22 protein-coding genes and 1 pseudogene are annotated in these 19,459 nt (G+C 37.3%); 14 read left to right on the forward strand and 9 right to left on the reverse strand.

The annotated features are described in order from the left end of the window. The first annotated feature begins 4 nt into the window (after positions 1-4). Together D1B32_RS04850 and D1B32_RS04855 are read left to right on the forward strand one after the other, a co-directional pair. Positions 5-274, forward strand: coding sequence for a GlsB/YeaQ/YmgE family stress response membrane protein (locus tag D1B32_RS04850; RefSeq protein ID WP_095309385.1), 270 nt, complete (start codon positions 5-7; stop codon positions 272-274). Positions 275-409: 135 nt separating this feature from the next. Further along, positions 410-1,021 carry a DedA family protein gene (locus D1B32_RS04855; RefSeq protein ID WP_095309383.1) on the forward strand — a complete coding sequence of 204 codons (612 nt, stop codon included), beginning with the start codon at positions 410-412 and terminating at the stop codon, positions 1,019-1,021. 74 nt (positions 1,022-1,095) lie between these two features. Here the strand turns inward: D1B32_RS04855 and D1B32_RS04860 are convergent, their stop codons facing one another. Next, entirely contained in the window at positions 1,096-1,278 is a 183-nt protein-coding gene (locus D1B32_RS04860) for a hypothetical protein (RefSeq protein WP_118888772.1), read from the reverse strand. 133 nt (positions 1,279-1,411) lie between these two features. Between D1B32_RS04860 and D1B32_RS04865 the strand changes: the two genes are divergently transcribed. From D1B32_RS04865 to D1B32_RS04885, 5 genes are all read left to right on the forward strand, one after another. Next, on the forward strand, positions 1,412-1,762 hold the full coding sequence (locus tag D1B32_RS04865) for a lmo0954 family membrane protein (protein ID WP_118888773.1): 351 nt from the start codon (positions 1,412-1,414) through the stop codon (positions 1,760-1,762). A gap of 69 nt (positions 1,763-1,831) precedes the next feature. After that, on the forward strand, positions 1,832-2,464 hold the full coding sequence (locus tag D1B32_RS04870; RefSeq protein WP_095309377.1) for a PspA/IM30 family protein: 633 nt from the start codon (positions 1,832-1,834) through the stop codon (positions 2,462-2,464). Between the two features lie 157 nt (positions 2,465-2,621). Beyond that, a complete protein-coding gene (gene liaF, locus D1B32_RS04875) occupies positions 2,622-3,350 on the forward strand; it encodes a cell wall-active antibiotics response protein LiaF (RefSeq protein WP_118888774.1) in 729 nt (242 codons plus the stop codon). Continuing rightward, positions 3,347-4,399 carry a sensor histidine kinase gene (locus tag D1B32_RS04880; RefSeq protein WP_118888775.1) on the forward strand — a complete coding sequence of 351 codons (1,053 nt, stop codon included), beginning with the start codon at positions 3,347-3,349 and terminating at the stop codon, positions 4,397-4,399. The genes liaF and D1B32_RS04880 overlap by 4 nt, the downstream gene beginning before the upstream one ends. Further along, the gene (locus D1B32_RS04885) at positions 4,392-5,024 is read left to right on the forward strand and encodes a response regulator (RefSeq protein ID WP_095309371.1); all 633 of its coding nucleotides are present in this window, start codon (positions 4,392-4,394) and stop codon (positions 5,022-5,024) included. Before D1B32_RS04880 ends, D1B32_RS04885 begins: the two co-directional genes overlap by 8 nt. Before the next feature lie 12 nt (positions 5,025-5,036). On the opposite strand, the gene D1B32_RS04890 is transcribed toward D1B32_RS04885, so the two are convergent. Continuing rightward, positions 5,037-6,080: an aromatic acid exporter family protein gene (locus tag D1B32_RS04890; protein ID WP_118888776.1), complete on the reverse strand. Its 1,044-nt coding sequence runs from the start codon at positions 6,078-6,080 to the stop codon at positions 5,037-5,039. Between the two features lie 363 nt (positions 6,081-6,443). Here D1B32_RS04890 and D1B32_RS04895 point away from each other — a divergent pair, with 363 nt between their 5' ends. The 7 genes and pseudogenes from D1B32_RS04895 to D1B32_RS04925 all read left to right on the forward strand — a co-directional run bounded on the left by D1B32_RS04895 (position 6,444) and on the right by D1B32_RS04925 (position 14,706). Then, entirely contained in the window at positions 6,444-6,710 is a 267-nt protein-coding gene (locus tag D1B32_RS04895; RefSeq protein ID WP_158586206.1) for a hypothetical protein, read from the forward strand. Beyond that, positions 6,694-7,365: pseudogene (locus D1B32_RS04900) on the forward strand (malate synthase A); the annotation flags it as partial. The gene D1B32_RS04895 and the pseudogene D1B32_RS04900, both read left to right, overlap by 17 nt. Then, on the forward strand, positions 7,365-8,642 hold the full coding sequence (gene aceA, locus D1B32_RS04905; protein ID WP_095309517.1) for an isocitrate lyase: 1,278 nt from the start codon (positions 7,365-7,367) through the stop codon (positions 8,640-8,642). The pseudogene D1B32_RS04900 and the gene aceA, both read left to right, overlap by 1 nt. A 364-nt stretch (positions 8,643-9,006) precedes the next feature. After that, positions 9,007-10,275, forward strand: a complete 1,269-nt coding sequence (locus D1B32_RS04910; RefSeq protein ID WP_240033733.1) for a C40 family peptidase — start codon at positions 9,007-9,009, stop codon at positions 10,273-10,275. A 283-nt stretch (positions 10,276-10,558) separates the two neighbouring features. Then, positions 10,559-12,058 (forward strand): BCCT family transporter, encoded by a 1,500-nt coding sequence (locus D1B32_RS04915; protein ID WP_095309364.1) that lies wholly within the window; start codon positions 10,559-10,561, stop codon positions 12,056-12,058. Positions 12,059-12,445: 387 nt separating this feature from the next. Then, positions 12,446-13,741 (forward strand): hemolysin family protein, encoded by a 1,296-nt coding sequence (locus D1B32_RS04920; RefSeq protein ID WP_095309362.1) that lies wholly within the window; start codon positions 12,446-12,448, stop codon positions 13,739-13,741. A 158-nt stretch (positions 13,742-13,899) separates the two neighbouring features. After that, positions 13,900-14,706, forward strand: coding sequence for a VLRF1 family aeRF1-type release factor (locus tag D1B32_RS04925; RefSeq protein ID WP_118888779.1), 807 nt, complete (start codon positions 13,900-13,902; stop codon positions 14,704-14,706). A gap of 109 nt (positions 14,707-14,815) precedes the next feature. Here the strand turns inward: D1B32_RS04925 and D1B32_RS04930 are convergent, their stop codons facing one another. The 7 genes from D1B32_RS04930 to D1B32_RS04960 form a co-directional block, all read right to left on the reverse strand. Next, entirely contained in the window at positions 14,816-15,262 is a 447-nt protein-coding gene (locus D1B32_RS04930; protein WP_118888780.1) for an SH3 domain-containing protein, read from the reverse strand. A 196-nt stretch (positions 15,263-15,458) separates the two neighbouring features. Beyond that, on the reverse strand, positions 15,459-15,803 hold the full coding sequence (gene crcB, locus D1B32_RS04935; RefSeq protein WP_118888781.1) for a fluoride efflux transporter CrcB: 345 nt from the start codon (positions 15,801-15,803) through the stop codon (positions 15,459-15,461). Further along, entirely contained in the window at positions 15,800-16,195 is a 396-nt protein-coding gene (locus tag D1B32_RS04940; RefSeq protein WP_240033734.1) for a fluoride efflux transporter FluC, read from the reverse strand. Before D1B32_RS04940 ends, crcB begins: the two co-directional genes overlap by 4 nt. Further along, positions 16,180-16,593, reverse strand: a complete 414-nt coding sequence (locus D1B32_RS04945) for a Fur family transcriptional regulator (RefSeq protein WP_095309354.1) — start codon at positions 16,591-16,593, stop codon at positions 16,180-16,182. The genes D1B32_RS04940 and D1B32_RS04945 overlap by 16 nt, the downstream gene beginning before the upstream one ends. A 40-nt stretch (positions 16,594-16,633) precedes the next feature. Further along, positions 16,634-17,464 (reverse strand): metal ABC transporter permease, encoded by an 831-nt coding sequence (locus D1B32_RS04950; RefSeq protein WP_118888782.1) that lies wholly within the window; start codon positions 17,462-17,464, stop codon positions 16,634-16,636. 16 nt (positions 17,465-17,480) lie between these two features. Then, positions 17,481-18,236 carry a metal ABC transporter ATP-binding protein gene (locus D1B32_RS04955; RefSeq protein WP_095309350.1) on the reverse strand — a complete coding sequence of 252 codons (756 nt, stop codon included), beginning with the start codon at positions 18,234-18,236 and terminating at the stop codon, positions 17,481-17,483. Between the two features lie 64 nt (positions 18,237-18,300). Further along, positions 18,301-19,266, reverse strand: a complete 966-nt coding sequence (locus D1B32_RS04960; RefSeq protein ID WP_118888783.1) for a metal ABC transporter solute-binding protein, Zn/Mn family — start codon at positions 19,264-19,266, stop codon at positions 18,301-18,303. Between the last annotated feature and the right edge of the window lie 193 nt (positions 19,267-19,459).

The following is a 19,459-nucleotide window of genomic DNA, read 5'->3' on the forward strand; positions in this document are numbered from 1 at the left end:
GTAAATGGGATTTATTTGGTCATTAATCATTGGAGGAATTTTAGGTTGGATAGCCAGTCTAATAACCGGGCGTGACATTCCTGGAGGAGTTTTTGGAAATATTATCGCTGGTATTATTGGTGCATGGCTCGGAACACTCATACTCGGCCAATGGGGTCCAGTAATGGGAGGGTTCTATATTGTCCCGGCCTTGATTGGAGCAATTGTGCTCATTTTAGTTGTGAGCTTTGTCATGCGAAGTATGCGACGTAATACGAAATCAGCACAAAGCTAAAAATTATATGAAATAGTAAAAGAACCTTTTTCAGAGAGGGTTCTTTTTTTTGTTCTTAATGAAATAAGCATAAAAAGCGATCTCCAACAATACATATTAATGGACAAGCATATGTACTTGAAGGTGGTGGTTATAATGGAAAATTGGGTTACGGATATCATGGAAAAACTTGGATATTTGGGAGTTTATCTAATGATGGTTTTAGAGAACGTTTTTCCTCCGATTCCATCAGAAATTGTATTACCATTCGGTGGGTTTCTGACGACATATACTGATTTAACAGTATTTGGTGTCGTCGTTGCTGCAACAGCAGGTTCGGTTATAGGTGCAATGATCTTATATAGTATTGGTATGCTGCTCGATGCAGAACGATTAGAAAAAATAATAAATCGCTGGGGACATATTCTGCGACTAAAAAAGGAAGATATTCGCAAGGCGGACGCATGGTTTGACAAGTATGGTTATTGGACTGTCTTATTCTGTAGAATGGTACCAATTGTTCGAAGCTTGATCTCGATTCCAGCTGGCATGGCCAGAATGAATTTTTGGCTATTCCTCCTTTTTACAACAATCGGCACAATCCTCTGGAATGTTATTCTTATCACATTAGGTTCAGTCCTTGGGGCAAACTGGCAAAAAATAATTGGATTCATGAATATCTATTCTGATTTCGCTTTCACTCTAATCATTATTGGGACGATTTTATTTATTATCTGGCTTATTAATAGGAAGAGAAAAAGGAAGTAGAGAAATATTCCATTTCCTTTTTCTCTTCCTATTATCACTCCGGCCAGTTTCCGCACCACGTTGTTTTAAAACCTCTAAAAAGTACCATCTTTCATCGCTAAGACACCACCCCGTCTGCCATAGCACCACCTTTCATCGCTAAGACACCAAATCAGACTATAATAAGCACCATCCCTCGTCTCTAAGACACCAACCCCGTCTAAAAAAGCACCATCCCTAATCACAATGCCCCCAGCAACGGCAACAGCTATCAACACTACGAACGTTCACACCTAAAGGCGCACTCCACAATAAGCCCCGAGACCTAGTCCAAAATATTTCTCAGGCTCATTATCGAAAGTCTCCTAAACCGGTAAGATGGAATCAAGATAAAGAAAGGAGGCAAACGAAATGAAAAAATTTATGTTGTTTATTGGAGGGTTAATTGCCCTGTTCATATTAATGGCAAACATTGGACCAATGGTGCTCTTAGCACTTAGCGTTTGGTTGCTATACGTCTGTTTTAAGAAATTCGTAAAAACTGATTCAACACTAGCAAAAGTCGGCTGGGCATTAGTTGGATTGCTTGTATTAAGTATTACGTTCTCTAATCTGTATGCTGTAATGGGAGTAGCTGCAGCGTACGTACTTTACCTTATTTATAAAAACTGGAATAAAGAAGAAGACCCAGTTGTTCATGTTGTAGAGGATGATGATCCATTTACAAATTTTGAGAGGCAATGGGCCGAATTAAATAAGTAAAGCAAATGTCATAACAAATTAGAAACCACCACTATTTTAATAATCAAAAGTAAAAAAGGAGAGATTTTTATGTCAACTAACATTTTTACACGCATTAAAGATTCGATTTCAGCTGATCTTCATACAATGATGGATAAAAAGGAACAAAAAAATCCGATTGCTGCATTAAATCAATACTTGCGTCAAAGTGAGCAAGAGAAAGAAAAAGTTCGAAAGCTTATTGACCGTCAGTATAAATTAAAAGAAGAATTTTCACGCGAATATTTGAAGGCTCAAGAATTAGCTGACAAACGTCTAAAGCAGTCGGCAATCGCTGAAAAAGCAGAGGAACAAGCAATGCATGAATTTGCGTTGAAAGAGTATGAGGAGTATCAAGCACGCGCTGAACGTATGAAAGCTTCAAGGGAAGAAGCGATTGAACAGCTTGACACACTTGAGCAAAAATACGAGGATATGAAACATCGCTTAAAGGATATGCACTTGCGTCGTATGGAGTTAATGGGCCGTGAAAATATTGCAAAAGCAAACCATCAAATTAATCGAGTTGTTGAAGATACATCGGAGAAGCCATTCTCTAAATTCGATGAGATGGAGCAGTACATCGAGAATCTTGAATACAAAGTGAATAGCTCGTACTATCGTAGCACGTTTGATAGTAAGATTGCAGCACTTGAAAAAGAATTAAACGAAAAAGCAAATTAACAACGGTAGAACATACATGCAGAAAAAATAAAAAACATGATATACTAGTACAGGCGCAGAAAAAATCCTGCGTCTGTATTGTTTAGAGTTGCTAAAATAACGTAACGGTTTGTTTCATTTATATATAATATTACATACAACAAAGGAGGATTACAAAATGTTCAAAAGACTAACAACAGATTATTTCAACTGGATATTGATCATTGGTGTGATTCTCCTTATATTTGAGATTGCCTTTTTTTTCGGTGGCTCGATCATTCCAGCGTTATTTTCTGCATTGTTTATGTATATTGGCTGGAAAAATTTCCATAAATTATGGGGGAAAATTGTATTCTGGATAGCGCTTGTTAGCATGGTGTTTTCAGTGCTAAATCTACTTGCGGTACGCTTTTTGATTATCGCAGCTATTATTATTTTTATTATTAACTATTCAAAGTCTAAAAGCGAAGCAACTCAGTTTGATCCGATTCTTCCGGATGCCGAGAAGAATCATGAATCGATTTTGAAAGTAAATCCGTTATTCGACCATAAGTTATTTGACGACCAAATCACAGAAGATGTTGCGTACCAGTGGAAAGATGTAAATATCCACGGCGCATTTGGCGATCGGATTATTGATTTAAGTAATACGGTGTTGCCAAATGATACAGCTGTTATATCAATCCGGCACGTCATTGGAAATATCGAAATTTATGTACCTTATGAAGTTGAAGTAAGCATTCATCACAGCTCAGTGTTTGGTAAAGCTCATATATTAGGAAAGCATCATCTAAAATTAATGAATAAGTCGATCCACTATCAAACGGCGAATTATGATACAGCATATCCGCGTGTGAAAATAATTACCTCACTTTTTTCTGGAGATATTGAGGTGAAACGGATATGAATACAATTTTCAAGCATATTTTGATGGCCGTTGCTTGCAGCATATTATTAGCAGTTACGTTGGTGCTCATTACTTTTTTTGGCTTTTCACTTGATAAGGCAGAAGGCTGGGGATTGCTTTGGCAGCAGAAAATCGGTGATGTATCTTTCATACTTACGATTGTAATTATAGCGATCATGTTTGGTACAATTATTGGTTTTACAACAGGCTGGTATTGGAAGCAAAGACTAACCCAAATCGATCGAAAGCTTGATGTCATGATAAAGGGTGGGAAGCTGGGGGCGATTGAAGAATCATATAAAGAGTTGGATAGCATTGAACACCGGATGTATCAATTGCAGGAAAAAATTCGAAATCAAGCAGAGAATGCACAGCGAATTGCAACGGAACGAGCAAATGAGCGTGAGCAAAGCCTCCAAGAAATTGTTGTCCAAGAAAGAAACCGACTTGCACGTGAGCTGCATGATTCCGTCAGTCAGCAGCTTTTTGCAGCGTCCATGCTCATGTCTGCCATTAATGAAACAGGTTCACTAGAGGATCAAGGGTTAAAAAAACAACTGGAAATGGTAGAAAAAATGATTCATCAATCACAGCTGGAAATGCGGGCATTATTACTCCACTTACGTCCTGTTGCCCTAAAAGGAAAGACGCTGCAGGAGGGTGTTGAAGAGCTATTGCTTGAGCTGACACAAAAGGTTCCCATGGAAATTGAAACAAAGGTAGAAGATTTTAAAGTAGATAAAGGTGTAGAGGACCAACTGTTTCGTATTTTACAGGAGTCTTTATCAAACACGTTACGACATGCTAGGGCAACGACATTGCATGTCTTGCTGATTGAACGAGATGAAACCATTATTTTACGTGTTACCGACAATGGGATCGGCTTCAATACAGATGCTATAAAAACAAGCTCATACGGGATGCAAAATATGCGGGAACGTGCCTATGAGGTTGGAGGTACTTTCAAAGTCATTAGTTTACCAAATGAAGGGACTCGATTAGAGGTGAAGGTTCCGGTTTTAAGGAAGGAGGAGGATGCACGTGATTAAAGTATTGTTTGTTGATGATCATGAAATGGTACGGATTGGAGTTTCAGCTTATCTTTCTGCACAGCCTGATATCGATGTTGTTGCTGAAGCAGATGATGGGGCTCCAGCTGTTGAGCTAGCACTGAAATTACGTCCGGATATTATTTTAATGGATCTTGTTATGAAGGAAATGGATGGCATTGAAGCGACCAAGAAAATTATTGAAAAATGGCCAGAAGCAAAAATTATAATTGTAACAAGCTTTCTCGATGATGAAAAAGTGTATCCAGCGCTTGAAGCAGGTGCAACCAGCTATATGTTAAAAACATCAAAAGCCAGTGAAATAGCAAAAGCAATCCGTGCTACACATGGAGGACAGTCAATACTTGAACCAGAAGTAACCGGAAAGATAATGAATCGTATGCGACACAAGCCAGAAGCAGCGCTTCATGAGCAATTGACGGAACGTGAAATGGAAATTTTGTTATTGATTGCACAAGGAAAAGCGAATCAAGAAATAGCAGATGAATTATTCATTGCCTTGAAGACAGTTAAGGTGCACGTGAGTAATATTTTAGGAAAACTAGAAGTACAGGATCGTACCCAGGCAGTTATATATGCCTTTCAAAAAAATCTTGTGAAATAAGAAGAGCCGCTCTTAGTTAGGAGTGGCTCTTTTTATTTTTACATGATCGAAAGAATAGAATCTTTCAACCATATGATAAATAGAAACAAGTTCATATAAAATAATTAATTCAGGTGGAAAATTCGTTAGGGATGTAGGATTGCTCCTTATGGTTGCTTCACTGTCTTCCCAAAATAAATCTGTAATTTCTTTTAATTGCCTTTGATGAACCGTAACGGCATAGGATTCATCCTCCTGTAAACGTTTTGTGACCCCATATACAGCTTTCATGATTGTATTTTTTTCCCGCTCTGTCCACGATAATTCAGTAATTGGATTACGAGTTAAATTATTCAAATGGTAATGTATAATCCGTAAGCTGCTTAATTGATGCTGTAATTGTTCAAACTGTTCTTGCTCCGATTTGAGAAGCGGATGGAATTTTGCTTCGTCTTTTTGAAACCGACTTAGTTGTTCGGTCTGCAGCACAGCATGATCCATTTTGCTTAAATTCTCCTTTACAGGGATGTTTTCTTGCTTACCCTCTAAGATAGCTTGGAATGTGTGTTCAATTAGGTTTGCAGTATCCATTCGTATTGTTGTAACCCTTTTAAAAATATGCAAACGGTATTTTGGCGGTAGAATAAACATGTTTACTAAGGTTGAAACAGCAAGTCCAATTGTTGTGGTCCCCAAACGAATAAAAAACGCAACAAGTAAGTTAGTATGGATGACTTCTACCATTGCAACAGCAGTTAGGGTGGCGACAAGCAAACCAGCATGAAGCTTCAAACGGAAACATGTTACGATTGTACATACTGCTGCAAGTGCATAGGTGAGCGCTGAGTTACCGAAAAGTGAGATAAATAACACCGCAAAAGCAGAGCCTATTGCTGATGCTGGAAAACGGATCAAGCCTTTTTTTATTGAATCGGATACAGTAGGCTCCACGGTTACAATGGCTGTGATAACAGCGAATACAGGTGGCCAGCCTATCCATTGGCACACTAGCGCAGTTAAGAAAACTGCAATACCTGTTTTAACAGTTCGATCACCGATAAATGAAAAGTATCTCACGACAACTCCACTCCAAAATAAAAAGTCTTAAATGTTTATAACACGTATCTATTTTCTTACTTCTGATAAGAAATTTCAAATTTTTATAAAAAATGGTTGCATTATTTTAAAAAATCACATAGACTGTATTATAACAACAAACAATATTTAATATTGTTATATAAAAGAGAGGGGAGATAACATGAAAAAGTATGAAAAGCTGTCCTGTCCAGAATGTGGTAAAGAGGTTGATTCTAAAAGTTATACAATGGAATGTGATTACTGTTTGTCAAAAAAAGAGGATTAATTTTTTTTATTGTTATTGTTATATAACAAAGTGAAGTTATTCCTATTTATAATACAACAGCAAGGGGAGGAATGATAATGAACCAAACCACCGTACAAATCAATCATGAAAATCAGTTTAACGAAATTTTAACACCTCAAGCATTAGAATTTCTGGAGAAGCTGCACAACTACTTTGAAGAACGACGTAAAAACCTGCTGGAAATTAGACAGCAAATTCAGGAGAAGCTGAATGAGGGAAAGCAGCTACAATTTCTTTCAGAGACAAAGCAAGTTCGGGAAGGGAATTGGACAATTGATCAACTACCAAGAGATTTGCGGGATAGAAGTCCAAACGTGCCATAAGCGTAATGCGATGGAGATCGGTGAAATGGCAGCTCAAATACCAGTTAAAAACGATGATGCAGCCAATAAAGTCGCATTTGATAAGGTTCGTGCAGATAAGGAGCGGGAAGCGGTTGATGGACATGATGGTACATGGGTTGCACATCCAGGTATGGTTCAGCTTGTTAAAGATATCTTTGATAAAGTGATGCCGACACCAAACCAAATTAACAAGAAACGAGTCGATGTGCGCGTATCGGCGGAAGATTTGGTCCGGTTACCTGCTGGCGAAATTACAGAAGGAGGCCTTCGAACCAATATTAATGTAGGTATCCAGTATATAGCAGCATGGCTAAGCGGGAGAGGAGCTGTACCAATCAACAATTTAATGGAAGACGCAGCTACTGCAGAGATCTCAAGAGCGCAGGTGTGGCAGTGGGTTCGCTATCCTAAAGGAGAATTTGTTGATGGCAGAAAAGTAACAATGGAGCTAGTTGAAGAAATCATGCAAGAGGAACTATCGGTGATTGAAGAACAATATGGTACGGATACTTACCGGAAAGGGAATTTTGGACAGGCCGCACAAATTTTTGATGCATTAATAAAACAAGATAGCTTTGCTGAATTTTTAACAATACCAGCCTATAAGGAATTATTAAAAGGGGGAAATGAATGATGTCAAATCAACGTGCTGAAAGTTTACAGAAGAGTTGGGAAAAGGAACTTCGTTGGGTAGGTGTAGAACGTCCGTATACAGCAGAAGAAGTCATTCGTTTAAGAGGATCCATTGATTTGGAATATACTTTAGCAACAAGAGGCTCAAAGAAACTATGGGAATCAATCAATACGGAAGAATATGTGAACGCTTTAGGTGCATTAACAGGAAATCAAGCCGTTCAGCAGGTAAAGGCTGGGTTAAAAGCAATTTACTTAAGTGGCTGGCAGGTGGCAGCGGATGCGAACTTAGCGGGACAAATGTATCCGGATCAAAGCTTATATCCGGCAAATAGTGTACCAAATGTAGTTAAGCGGATTAATCAGGCATTACAGCGAGCGGATCAGATTCATTATTCGGAAGGGAATACAGATATTGATTGGTATGTACCCATTGTAGCGGATGCAGAAGCAGGCTTCGGCGGACAGCTTAATGTGTTTGAATTAATGAAGTCGATGATTGAATCTGGTGCAGCTGGCGTACACTTTGAAGATCAATTATCATCCGAAAAGAAGTGTGGACATTTAGGTGGTAAAGTCTTGCTGCCGACACAAACAGCAGTTAAAAATTTAATTGCAGCACGTTTTGCTGCAGATGTAATGGGGACCCCGACAGTAATTATTGCTCGAACAGATGCCAATGCTGCGGATATGATAACTAGTGATGTAGACCCGTATGATGCACCGTTTATTCAAGGGGAACGAACCTCTGAAGGATTTTATCGAACAAAGGCTGGTATTGATCAGGCAATTGCTCGTGGATTAGCATATGCACCATATGCAGATATGATTTGGTGTGAAACTTCAGAGCCGAATATGGAAGAGGCGAGACATTTTGCTAATGCAATCCATGAGAGATATCCAAATAAGCTATTGGCATACAATTGCTCTCCCTCCTTTAACTGGAAGCATAAACTTTCTGATGAGGAGATAGCTAACTTCCAGAAAGAGCTTGGGAAAATGGGTTATAAATTCCAGTTTGTAACGTTGGCAGGCTTCCATGCTCTAAATCATAGTATGTTTGAGCTAGCAAGAAGGTACAAAGATGAAGGAATGGCGGCATACTCTAAATTACAGCAGGATGAATTTGCAAGTGAGAAATATGGTTATAGTGCAACACGTCATCAGCGTGAAGTAGGCACTGGCTACTTTGATGAAGTAGCACAAGTAATTTCTGGTGGCACTTCGTCAACAACTGCACTGAAAGGGTCGACAGAAGCTGAACAATTTACAAGCTAATTATCTTGAAGTAAATATAGTTCAAAATTCCTGACAAAACGAATTAAAATAATAAAAAAAATGCTTATCCTAAAGAAATAGGGTAGGCATTTTTTTGGTACTCGCTATTTTTATTGGATTATTTCGATAATTATATGAAGGTTTTGTTAAGATATGAAGCAAAATTAGGCGATTTATGTCGTTTTTGAAATATAATTGTAACATTACTATAATATGAATGTCATTTTACAATGCTATAATTCATATTGCCTAGAAAAATTAATACATAATTAAAAAACAATCACATAGTTTAGCAATATTTAATTCATAGAAGACTACATAAAAAGAGCTTTGCGGTGTGAAATGGGAAGCGGGGAAATGAAAGTTGAGAAAGACATTTATGGCGTTATCCACTGTTGCAGTGGTTGGTTTAGGTAGTACTTTATTCACTGTATCAGCCCAGGCAGAATCCATTCAAGATATTGAAAACAAGCAAGCACAAATTCAAGAAGAGCGAGATGCAATTAAAGCAAACCTATCTGATGCTGATAGTAAAATAGCAGAGGTTTTAATAGATTTAGAGAAATTAAATGAAGAAATTGAAAAGGTAAATAAAGCCTTAAAAGAAAACCAAAAGCAAATGGATAATACAAATGAAGCTATTTCTGAGAAAGAAGATGAGGTAGCTCAATTAGAAAAGGAAATTAAGGAACTAGAAAAAGCAATCGAAAAGCGTTTTGAAATATTGAAGGAACGCGCTGTATCCTATCAGCAAAGTGGTGGGGATATCAGTTACCTTGAAGTAATTTTCGGATCCCAAAGCTTTGGTGACTTTATTAGCCGTGTTTCAGCAGTAAATAAAATTTCAGAGTCTGATAGTTCATTAATCAAAAAGCAGGAAGAAGATAAAGCTGCTGTAGAAGAAAAACAGGATGCTGTACTTGCGAAATTAGACGAATTAAATGAAATGAAGATTGAAATTGAAGGAATGCTTGCCTTAGTTGAAGAACAAAAAGCATCAAATGAAGATAAAAAAGATACACTTAAAGCAAAAGAAAATGACTTACGCGTATTAAAAGATGAGCTTCAGGTAGAAGACTCTAAGCTTGCAACACTAGAAAAAGAAGTGAAAACTAGTTTACAAGCAGCAGTAGAGCCTGCACCAGAAACAGAAGTTGCAAGTGCTAATGCAACTGGAAATACAGATACAGGTTCATCTGAAAAAGCTGCATCTGGCGGAGAGTTACAAACTTTAAGCAAAGAATCAACATCAAGACCTGCAGCATCTGGCAATCTTAGTACGGCAATTAATGCTGGATTCTCTCATATTGGAACCCCATATGTATGGGGAGGCAAAGGTCCAGGAGGATTTGATTGTTCTGGATTCGTATCCTGGGCATTTGCTCAAGCAGGAATTTCTATTCCATCAAGCACTACAGGCTTAGCGACAACAGGTACAAAAGTTTCTTCTAGCAATATGCAGCCTGGAGATATCGTATTCTTTGACACCTATAAAAAGAACGGGCATGTTGGAATCTACCTTGGTGGCGGTAAATTTATTGGCGCACAAAATTCTACGGGATTAGCTGTTGCTGATATGACAAGTGGTTACTGGGAAAGCAAGTTCGCAGGTCATGTTCGCAGTGTAAAATAATAAAGTAATAGAAAAAACCATTCTGAAGGAATTCAGAATGGTTTTTTCTATGTACGGAAGTATTTAATTATTATCTTTTAGTAGACTTATTTTGGATTTCAAGTTTTCTAATGTTTTTTTCGTATATATTTAAGCTTGTTTATTCTATTCTCCATGCTAATATCTGATTCCGCTTCGGAAAACAAAAAGTGGTTTAGACTATGATCAAGTAGGATATATTATATATGCTGTAATAGCAAGAGATTTTACAGTAAAACTTACAGCTGACGAAAGGAACATACATATGAAAAATAGAGCATTTTTAAATCCGGTATTTTTTGTTTCAGCTATTGTTATTTTTTTATTAGTCATTATCGGAGCCGTTGCGCCTTCACGATTTGGCAAAGTCGCTGAGACGCTATTTAATTTTACGACTACGAATTTTGGATGGTTTTATTTACTTGCTGTATTTAGTTTTATTGCATTTTTAATTGTTCTTGCAATAAGCAAATACGGAAGGCTAAGGCTCGGAAACGCAAGTTCTCGGCCGGAGTATCCTTTCTTTACCTGGATTGGTATGCTATTCTCCACAGGATTTGGTTCTGGTCTTGTGTTCTGGGGAGTTGCAGAACCGATGAGCCACTTTTTAAACACACCATTTCCTGGACTTGATCCCCAAACTCCAGAAGCAGCGAGAGTAGCAATGGGGTATGCTTTCTTTAACTGGGGGATTAGCCAGTGGTCTGTATTCGCTATTGTTGGACTTGTCATTGGTTATGTTCAATTTAGAAAAGATAAAAATGGTCTTATTTCCACTTCGATTCGTCCTATAGTCGGATCGAAAAAAATAGTTGCAAACACAGTCGACTCTTTTGCAGTTATAGCGACAGTCATGGGAGTTGCAACCTCATTGGGACTTGGGATTTTACAGATGAATGGTGGGATGACTTCGATATTCGGAATGCCGAATTCAATCGGAATTCAAATTGTTATTGCTTTAGTAATGCTCATTACTTACTTATCTTCTTCAATAACAGGTTTAAATAAAGGGATGAAATGGTTAAGTAATATTAATCTTGCAGCATGTCTATTATTGCTATTATTTGTTTTCTTTGCGGGACCAACAGTATTTATATTAGAAACCTTTGTTTTGGGGTTAGGAGATTACTTGACCAACTTTGTTCAGTATAGCTTGCGAATGACACCATATGAAGGTGGTACATGGGTACACGAGTGGACGATTTTCTATTGGGCATGGGCAATATCTTGGTCTCCATTTGTAGGTGCTTTTGTTGCACGAGTTTCGAAAGGTAGAACGATAAGAGAGTTTATTTTCGGTGTACTTGTAGTTCCCCCTGCAATTGCCTGTTTATGGATAGCTGTATTTGGAGGAACAACGCTCTACAGTGATTTAAATCTCGGAACACAAATAGCGGAGGCTGTAGATGTAGATTTAGCAGTAGCACTATTTGAAACCTTTGGGACGTTGCCATTATCGACAATTTCTTCAGCATTAGCTGTTCTGCTTATCTTTACATTTTTAGTAACCTCTGCAGATTCTGCAACCTATATAATAGGGAGTATGACCTCAAAAGGAAGTATAAACCCTTCTATTATTACGAAAGTGATCTGGGGTGTTTTAATTACCGCAATAGCTGTTGTACTACTGATGGCAGGTGGCCTGGAGGCATTGCAAACTGCATCATTAACTTCAGCATTACCATTAACGGTTATAATTCTTATAATGATGATCGCATTTCTAAGGACTTTATCGAAAGATTTTAGAGATAAGAAGAAGCGATGATTATGAAAACAGCTGGAATGTCCAGCTGTTTTTTTAGTAGGAGAATTGGCGTTTTCTAGAGAACTTAGTGTATAAACGGCATATCTATAGCGAAGAATGATTTCATAAGAATCGTTATACTGAGAGGCAGCAAAATGCTTTATAAAATTTACTTTGTTAATTGTTCGTTAAATATAGACTCATATTTTCAAATATATTATAATCATTTTAGGGAAGTGGGTGATTCATGTGGGAAGGTAAAACAATATAACAGATTCAGCAATGATTTGGTGAATGTATTTTTTACCTATGTGTTGAATCATCAATGTACGGAGTTTCAATATAATTATACTTAATTTTTAGAAATCAGGAGGTGAAGTCCTTGTGTGTCACACACAAGGACCTTAATTGGACATATCCACGATAGTGAATTTACTTGCAGTTGCTGTACTAATTGCAATGACCGCTTTTTTTGTAATGGCAGAATTTGCCATTGTAAAGGTGCGTAGTACACAACTTGAACCACATATTGAAAACGGTAAGAAAAAGGCGATTTATGCCAAACAGGTTGTTTCACATTTAGATGAATACTTATCAGCCTGTCAGCTTGGTATCACAATTACAGCGTTAGGTATCGGGCGTTTGGCAGAACCAACATTTGAGCGATTGCTTCATCCGTTGTTTGGTGTTTTTGAAATTGGCGATGCACTAGTTACGACTCTTTCAATTATAGTTTCCTTTGCATTTGCCACATTTCTCCACGTTGTTATTGGAGAGCTTGCACCAAAGACATTGGCAATTCAAAAAGCAGAGCAGGTGACCCTCTTTGTTGCCAGGCCGCTAATGTGGTTTTATCGTTTACTCTACCCATTCATTTGGTTCTTAAACGGTTCGGCACGACTCTTAACACGGGCTGTAGGATTAAAGCCTATGAGCGGTCATGAAGAATCTCATAGTGAAGAAGAACTTCGCTTAATTCTTGCAGATAGCTATAAGAGTGGTGAAATCAATCAATCAGAAATGATGTACGTGAACAACATTTTTGATTTTGATGAACGTGTAGCAAGGGAAATAATGGTTCCTCGAACGGAAATGATTTATTTTTCAAAAGAGGACACTTTCGAAGCAAATCTTGATATTATGCGCGAGGGGCAATTTACGAGATACCCTGTAGCCGATGAGGATAAAGATAACATTATCGGATTAGTAAATTTAAAAGAGATTCTTACTGGTAAGTTTGATGAGCATCGACCAAATACAATTGAGAAATTTATTCGTCCAATTATCCATGTATCAGAAGCCACACCGATTAAGCAGCTTTTGCTCAAAATGCAGAAGGAAAGAATCCATATGGCTATTGTAAATGATGAATATGGTGGAACGGCAGGTCTTGTAACCGTTGAGGATATACTTGAAGAAATTGTGGGAGATATCCGAGATGAGTTTGACGAAGATGAGATGCCAGATGTAGAACAAGTCGACGAAAACATACATCTTGTTTCGGGAAAAATTAGCCTGGAAGAGGTAAATCAGCTTTTAAATATTTACCTTGCAGATGATGAAGTCGATACAATCGGTGGCTGGTTCTTTACAAATAACCTGGATGCCGAAGTTGGAACAGTAATGGAATATGATGGCTATGAGTTTATTCTTGAAGAAAAAGATGGCTATCAGATTAAGCGAATTAAAATTGCAAAATTATAATGCATGAAAAGAAGGCAAGCTCTTTAAGGGTTTGTCTTTTTTGCTTGACGATAGATTTACCTGAACCGTTCTATTTTTATCCATAGCATATGCATTTAGGTTTAAATGAAGTTAATTTAGGTTAAAGGAATAGTACATTTTCTTTTAGGAGGTTGCCTATGGATATAAATGCTAAATTAAAAGAACTGGAAAGTGTAAATAGAGAAAATGGTAATAAGGTTTTTACAATGTACTTAAATACAGATCCAGCTGATCCAGATCAGCAAGGTGGAGAGTGGAAAATCCATTTCAAAAATGGCATGCGGAATTTTGAAAGTTATTTAAAAGAAGGGGATAATAAAGAGGAGCTAAACAATTTTCAAGCTGTAAAGAAAAAGGTAGATCGGTTTATTAAGGAAAACGAGCAACAGCAACAAAAAGGAATTATTGTATTTGCAACTGCTGATGAAGAAGTGTGGTATGCAGAAATCGTTCAAATCCGATTAGAGAATGAGTTTTATTGGCAAGAAACCCCAGAGTTAGATCAGCTTCGAAAGCTAAAGGAGAGTTACCCAAAAACAGGGATCATTCTCGTACAACAAAATCAAATAAAAATTATCGATTCTTATCTTAATCAAATTGAAGACACTTTCTCTTATGAACTTGATGTGGAAACAGACACATGGCGAGTGATGCAAGGTCCTCGTAAAGGTACTTCTGGAACGACAGGTCTAGGTTCCACTAATATGCAGACGGATAAATTTGAGGCTCGTTATGAAGTGAACCAACATCGCTGGTATAAAGAAGTTGCTTCCAAAATAGACAAGCAGGCAAAGGATAGAAATTGGAAGAAAATATATGTTGTAGGTGAGAATGGTGCATCCAACGTACTTACAGACCAAATGAACAAACCGGTCGATGAAATTATACAGAAAAATATGCTTGACCATGAGGAATCAAAAGTGATGCATGAAGTGCTAGGATAGGGGTTGAACTGAATTAAGTATATAAAAATGTCTAAGCGGATTTCGCTTAGACATTTTTTTGTGCGCTCTTATACATTGTATAAATGAAATACGACGCTTACGATGAAACCTAATCTTCTTCACTCAGATATTTCTCATTCACATAGCCTGTAAAATCTGGGGTTGTTATTTTAACCCATTCGTTACCATCATCTTCAACTTCTACTTCTTGATCAAGTGTTACGAGACCAACAATATCATAATCTGCGCCAGGACCGCTGCGCGCATTTAATTGATCAGCTGTAACATAACGAGTTGAAAAGGTAGTCTCTTCAGGCTCCTCCTCATCCTCTAATTGCTTATTATCTTTGTTATCATTCGACTGATCAGAAGTATTATTTTCGTCGTCTTCATTTGTAGACGTTGTTCTATTGTTCGTAGCGTTCGCCATATCCTGATCTTCATTAGCAGCAAAGTCTGGGTTCATAAAATTATGCTGCATGATGGCAACAAACCCAATAAATAGTGCCGTTAAAATAAGTAATATTGTAAAAATAATTCCCTTTTTTCTATCCATTTCTCACTACTCCTAAAGCGGTAGTTCAAAAAGTTAGATGAAAATGGCACTCGGAAACAGTGGACCTTTGATTAATAACCAAAATGTCTGCAGGCAGCCATGGTCCTTTTCATCCTTTCTTTGAACACACAAAAACTATTATCTAGAAGATAGTATACATGAAATAATAGAAAAAGGAAAAGAAGAAATCAAAGAATCAAAACAATCGAAGAATAATCAGAACTACGGCGATGGAAACAAAAAATGAACTGAAGACATAGCTGATAGCCTTCCAATATCTTTTTTTCACTAGAAGGTTTAATGTTTCATTGCCAAAAGTTGAAAACGTAGTATATGCTCCACAAAAACCTACACCGAGAAATAGCCAAATGCTATTAGAAATCATTCCATCTTGGTTGAATTTAAATAAAAACGCCAAAAACATGGAGCCACTTATGTTGACAATCCATGTAGAAAATATTCGTTTATTCAATTTAAGCGAGATAGAGTACCTAGCAATACTTCCGATAAAACCACCAAGTGCGACGAGTAATAAATTCATTCGTTTACCTGCTTTCTAGTAGAAATACGATAACCTAGAAAACATAATGCAAGCCCGATTAAAAAAGAAATCATAATATAACCAATAGCCATCGTAACACTTTCATTCCATAATCTAGCTGTTTCTACAGCTAGTGTAGAGAAGGTTGTAAATGACCCAATCAAACCGACAGTAAGTGCCGTTAATAATTCTGGTGCTAACTTTTGTTTGACATTTGGATGGTTTAAAAGGAAAGGAAGCAAAAAACATCCAATTAAATTTACAGTTAATGTAGCAAAGGGGTATCCGTCTGTATCTCCAAACAGCAAGGAAATACAATAACGCCCCCCTGTACCAAGCATACCGCCTGCCCCTACAAATAAGAACAGTTTTACACTCATGCGCTTTGGCATAGTGGACATAAACCGTAAATTTCAAACTTATGTCCTTCAATAGCATAGTTGGCAAGTGTTTGCTGCACTTCATCCATTGGACAAACTTCAATTTCCTTCGTTTTTCCACAGGCATTACAGATAAAATGGTGATGGTGATGATGTGTGCAATTCATACGGAATTGTTTCTCACCATTTAGTTCTGTTGTTTCAAGTATTCCTACTTCATTATATAAATGAAGGTTACGGTAGACTGTATCGAAGCTGATACCCTCATACGTTTCTTCCAAATGATTGATTAAATCCTTGGCAGTACGGTATCCATCAGCCTTTTCAAAAAATGCGAGGATATCTTTACGTCTCCCTGTTGTTTTATAGCCTTTATTTTTTAATAAATCAATCGCTTCATTGATGTTCACGCTAAATCCCCTCCTGTATTCGTTTGGGCTAAGAGGCAGTTCAAACACGAATTTTAAGTCGTTTTATTCCAATAGCAATTAATAAAATTATAATGGATACCATTACAATCGTACCACCTGGTGGGATGGATAAATAGTATCCCGATATGAGTCCAATAATGACGGATAGCTCTCCAAACAAGATCGATAAGAGCATCATTTGTTTAAAACCTTTAGCAAGTCGCATACTTGCCGCAACTGGTAATGTCATTAATGCGGAAACAAGCAGTACACCGACTATTCGTATCGATGCTGCAATAACCAGTGCAGTAAGCACGATAAAAAGTAAATGAATCTGTTTGGAATGTAGTCCTGATATCGTTGCATGCTCTTCATCAAAAGATAATGTGAAAAGCTCCTTATAAAAAAGTACTACTACTAGTATAACAAAAATCGCGATCGTAAGTATCATCAAAAAGTCATTTTGACTAACAGCTGAGACTGACCCAAATAGATAATTAAATAAATCCGTATTAAAGCCATCAGCAACAGAAATGAAAATGACGCTTAATCCAACACCGCTGGATAAAATAATTGGAATCGCAAGCTCCTGGAAAGCTTTATACACGGAACGGAGCTTTTCGATGAGAATGGATCCAAGAACGGAAAAGGCCATACCACTATACAATGGTCCAATCATTAGCCCAAACTTCTTTTCTGCCATTAGTCCAAAGGCGATTCCAGCTAAAGTTACATGGGACAATGCATCTGCAATTAAAGATAAGCGCCTCACTACGATAAAGGTACCGAGGAGCGGAGCGATAACCCCAATAAGCAATCCCGTTAAAAATGTGTATCGTAAAAAATCATATTGAAAAAAGTCTGGTAGCATAATAGTTCCTCCAAAATCAATGATTGTGGCTAACAATATTTACGGGATGACCATAAAATTGTGACAAGTCCTTTTCGGTTAAGGACGTATATTCTTCTGGTTTTCCATGAAAATGTAATGTTTTATTGAGACAAACGATATCTGTAGCATATTCTGTCATGGTGCCAGTATCGTGTGTTACCAGCAACAATGTTTTATTTTGTTTTTGATGCAATTGGTGCAATAGCTCATAAAATCGTTTAACATTTTCATAGTCGATACCAACTGTAGGCTCGTCCAGAATAATTAATTCGGGATCACTAACCAGTGCACGGGCAATAAAGATCCGTTGCTGCTGCCCTCCGGAAAGGTTGCCGATATTTTCATATGCGTAATCAAGCATTCCAACTTGATCGATTGCATGTAGTATTTTATCTTTATGTGTTTTATTAAAAAATTTGAAGTAACCGATTGTTGCTGTAAGCCCGGAGGAAACTACTTCATATACGGTTGCGGGAAATCCTTTATTAAAGGCGTTTGCCTTTTGAGAAACAAATCCAATTTTATTACGATCTTGAAGCTTTTCTCCGTTTTCATTAAAGATGTTAATGGATCCTTTGTCAGGCTTCAGTAATCCAAGAATGAGCTTAATCAGGGTTGTCTTCCCACCACCATTCGGCCCAACAACTCCCATGAAAGCCCCTTTAGGAACCTCAAAGTTAATGTGATCAAGTACAGTTTTATTTTCATAGGCGTAACTAACATTTTTCATTGTTACGGCAGGATATTCCATGTTGACACCTCTTTCTATTAAATGAAGGAAGCATCTGCATAGAAAACAGATGCTAATAAAGTGATTATTTTGTTGCTCGGTCAAGAACATCGAGATTATATTGCATTAAGGATAAATAATCCTCACCATTATCTAAATCATCCTCTGTTAAAACAGATAAATTGTGAATTATTAAGACGTCAGCACCAATTTCATTCTGAATAATTTCAGAGACACGGTTGGAACTGTTTTGTTCAAAAATAATATAGTCTAGATCATAGCTATTCGCTTGATCAATAATCTCAGTTAATTCTTTTTGCGAAGGTTCACTAGCAGAAGATAATCCATTAATTGAGATTTGCTCTATTCCATAGCGCTCTTCCCAATAGCCGAAAGCTGCATGCGAAACGAGAATGTGTTTATTTTCCTTTGCTTCTAATGTTTCTTGGAATGTTTCATCTAATGCAAGCAAATCTGTTTTCAATGAAGTAAAGTTCTCATTGTAATAGGATTCCTTGTCAGGGTTAAGCTCAATTAGCTCGTCTTTTATAATGGCTGCCATTTCAATCATTCGAAGTGGATCAATCCAAATATGTGGATCATGGTCACCGTGACTATGCCCATCGTGCTCATGGTCATGGCTCTCTTCTGAATCTGCATCGTGATCATGATGTGATTCTTCAACATGGAAGAGCTCTTCATGTTCTCCAATTTCAATTAATTGTACATCCTGAGAGGTTAGTGCATCTGCGGCACTTTCAGCGAAACTCTCCATTCCAGCGCCTAAATAAATGAATGCGTCACTGTCTGCAAGGGCAGTAATATCTTTTGTCGTAGGCTCATAGGAGTGCGCATCTACACCTGGTGGATATACGGTTTTAGCTTCTACTGTATCCCCGCCAATTCTTTCAATAGCGTATTGGATTGGATAGATGGATGTGTATATTTCAAGCTGTTCATTATTTGCTTTTGAGCTTTCGTCAGCTGAACTACATCCAGCAATAAATATACTTAATATAATGAGGAATATAAGATTTTTTAAAATTTTCATGTATACAAACCCTTCATAAACAATAAAATAAATAATTCTTTCCTATCATAACGTAATCATTACGCTTTGTAAATAGGAATGATTACGACGAGAATAAATTCATAGGTACGGTTTGGGAAAACTCTAAACCTATTTAGCGCTTATGGTATGCTATAAAAAATTAATTAAATTTATTGCGAAATGTCAGATATTC

The sequence above is a fragment of the Oceanobacillus profundus genome (assembly GCF_003515705.1).
Taxonomy (GTDB): Bacteria; Bacillota; Bacilli; order Bacillales; family Amphibacillaceae; genus Oceanobacillus; species Oceanobacillus profundus.

Coding starts and splice junctions, on each gene's coding strand:
- D1B32_RS04850 (WP_095309385.1), top strand. CDS start 5: ATGGGATTTATTTGGTCATTAATCATTGGAGGAATTTTAGGTTGGATA.
- D1B32_RS04855 (WP_095309383.1), top strand. CDS start 410: ATGGAAAATTGGGTTACGGATATCATGGAAAAACTTGGATATTTGGGA.
- D1B32_RS04865 (WP_118888773.1), top strand. CDS start 1,412: ATGAAAAAATTTATGTTGTTTATTGGAGGGTTAATTGCCCTGTTCATA.
- D1B32_RS04870 (WP_095309377.1), top strand. CDS start 1,832: ATGTCAACTAACATTTTTACACGCATTAAAGATTCGATTTCAGCTGAT.
- liaF (WP_118888774.1), top strand. CDS start 2,622: ATGTTCAAAAGACTAACAACAGATTATTTCAACTGGATATTGATCATT.
- D1B32_RS04880 (WP_118888775.1), top strand. CDS start 3,347: ATGAATACAATTTTCAAGCATATTTTGATGGCCGTTGCTTGCAGCATA.
- D1B32_RS04895 (WP_158586206.1), top strand. CDS start 6,444: ATGAACCAAACCACCGTACAAATCAATCATGAAAATCAGTTTAACGAA.
- aceA (WP_095309517.1), top strand. CDS start 7,365: ATGTCAAATCAACGTGCTGAAAGTTTACAGAAGAGTTGGGAAAAGGAA.
- D1B32_RS04915 (WP_095309364.1), top strand. CDS start 10,559: ATGAAAAATAGAGCATTTTTAAATCCGGTATTTTTTGTTTCAGCTATT.
- D1B32_RS04925 (WP_118888779.1), top strand. CDS start 13,900: ATGGATATAAATGCTAAATTAAAAGAACTGGAAAGTGTAAATAGAGAA.
- D1B32_RS04930 (WP_118888780.1), bottom strand. CDS start 15,262: ATGGATAGAAAAAAGGGAATTATTTTTACAATATTACTTATTTTAACG.
- crcB (WP_118888781.1), bottom strand. CDS start 15,803: ATGAATTTATTACTCGTCGCACTTGGTGGTTTTATCGGAAGTATTGCT.
- D1B32_RS04940 (WP_240033734.1), bottom strand. CDS start 16,195: ATGCCAAAGCGCATGAGTGTAAAACTGTTCTTATTTGTAGGGGCAGGC.
- D1B32_RS04950 (WP_118888782.1), bottom strand. CDS start 17,464: ATGCTACCAGACTTTTTTCAATATGATTTTTTACGATACACATTTTTA.
- D1B32_RS04955 (WP_095309350.1), bottom strand. CDS start 18,236: ATGGAATATCCTGCCGTAACAATGAAAAATGTTAGTTACGCCTATGAA.
- D1B32_RS04960 (WP_118888783.1), bottom strand. CDS start 19,266: ATGAAAATTTTAAAAAATCTTATATTCCTCATTATATTAAGTATATTT.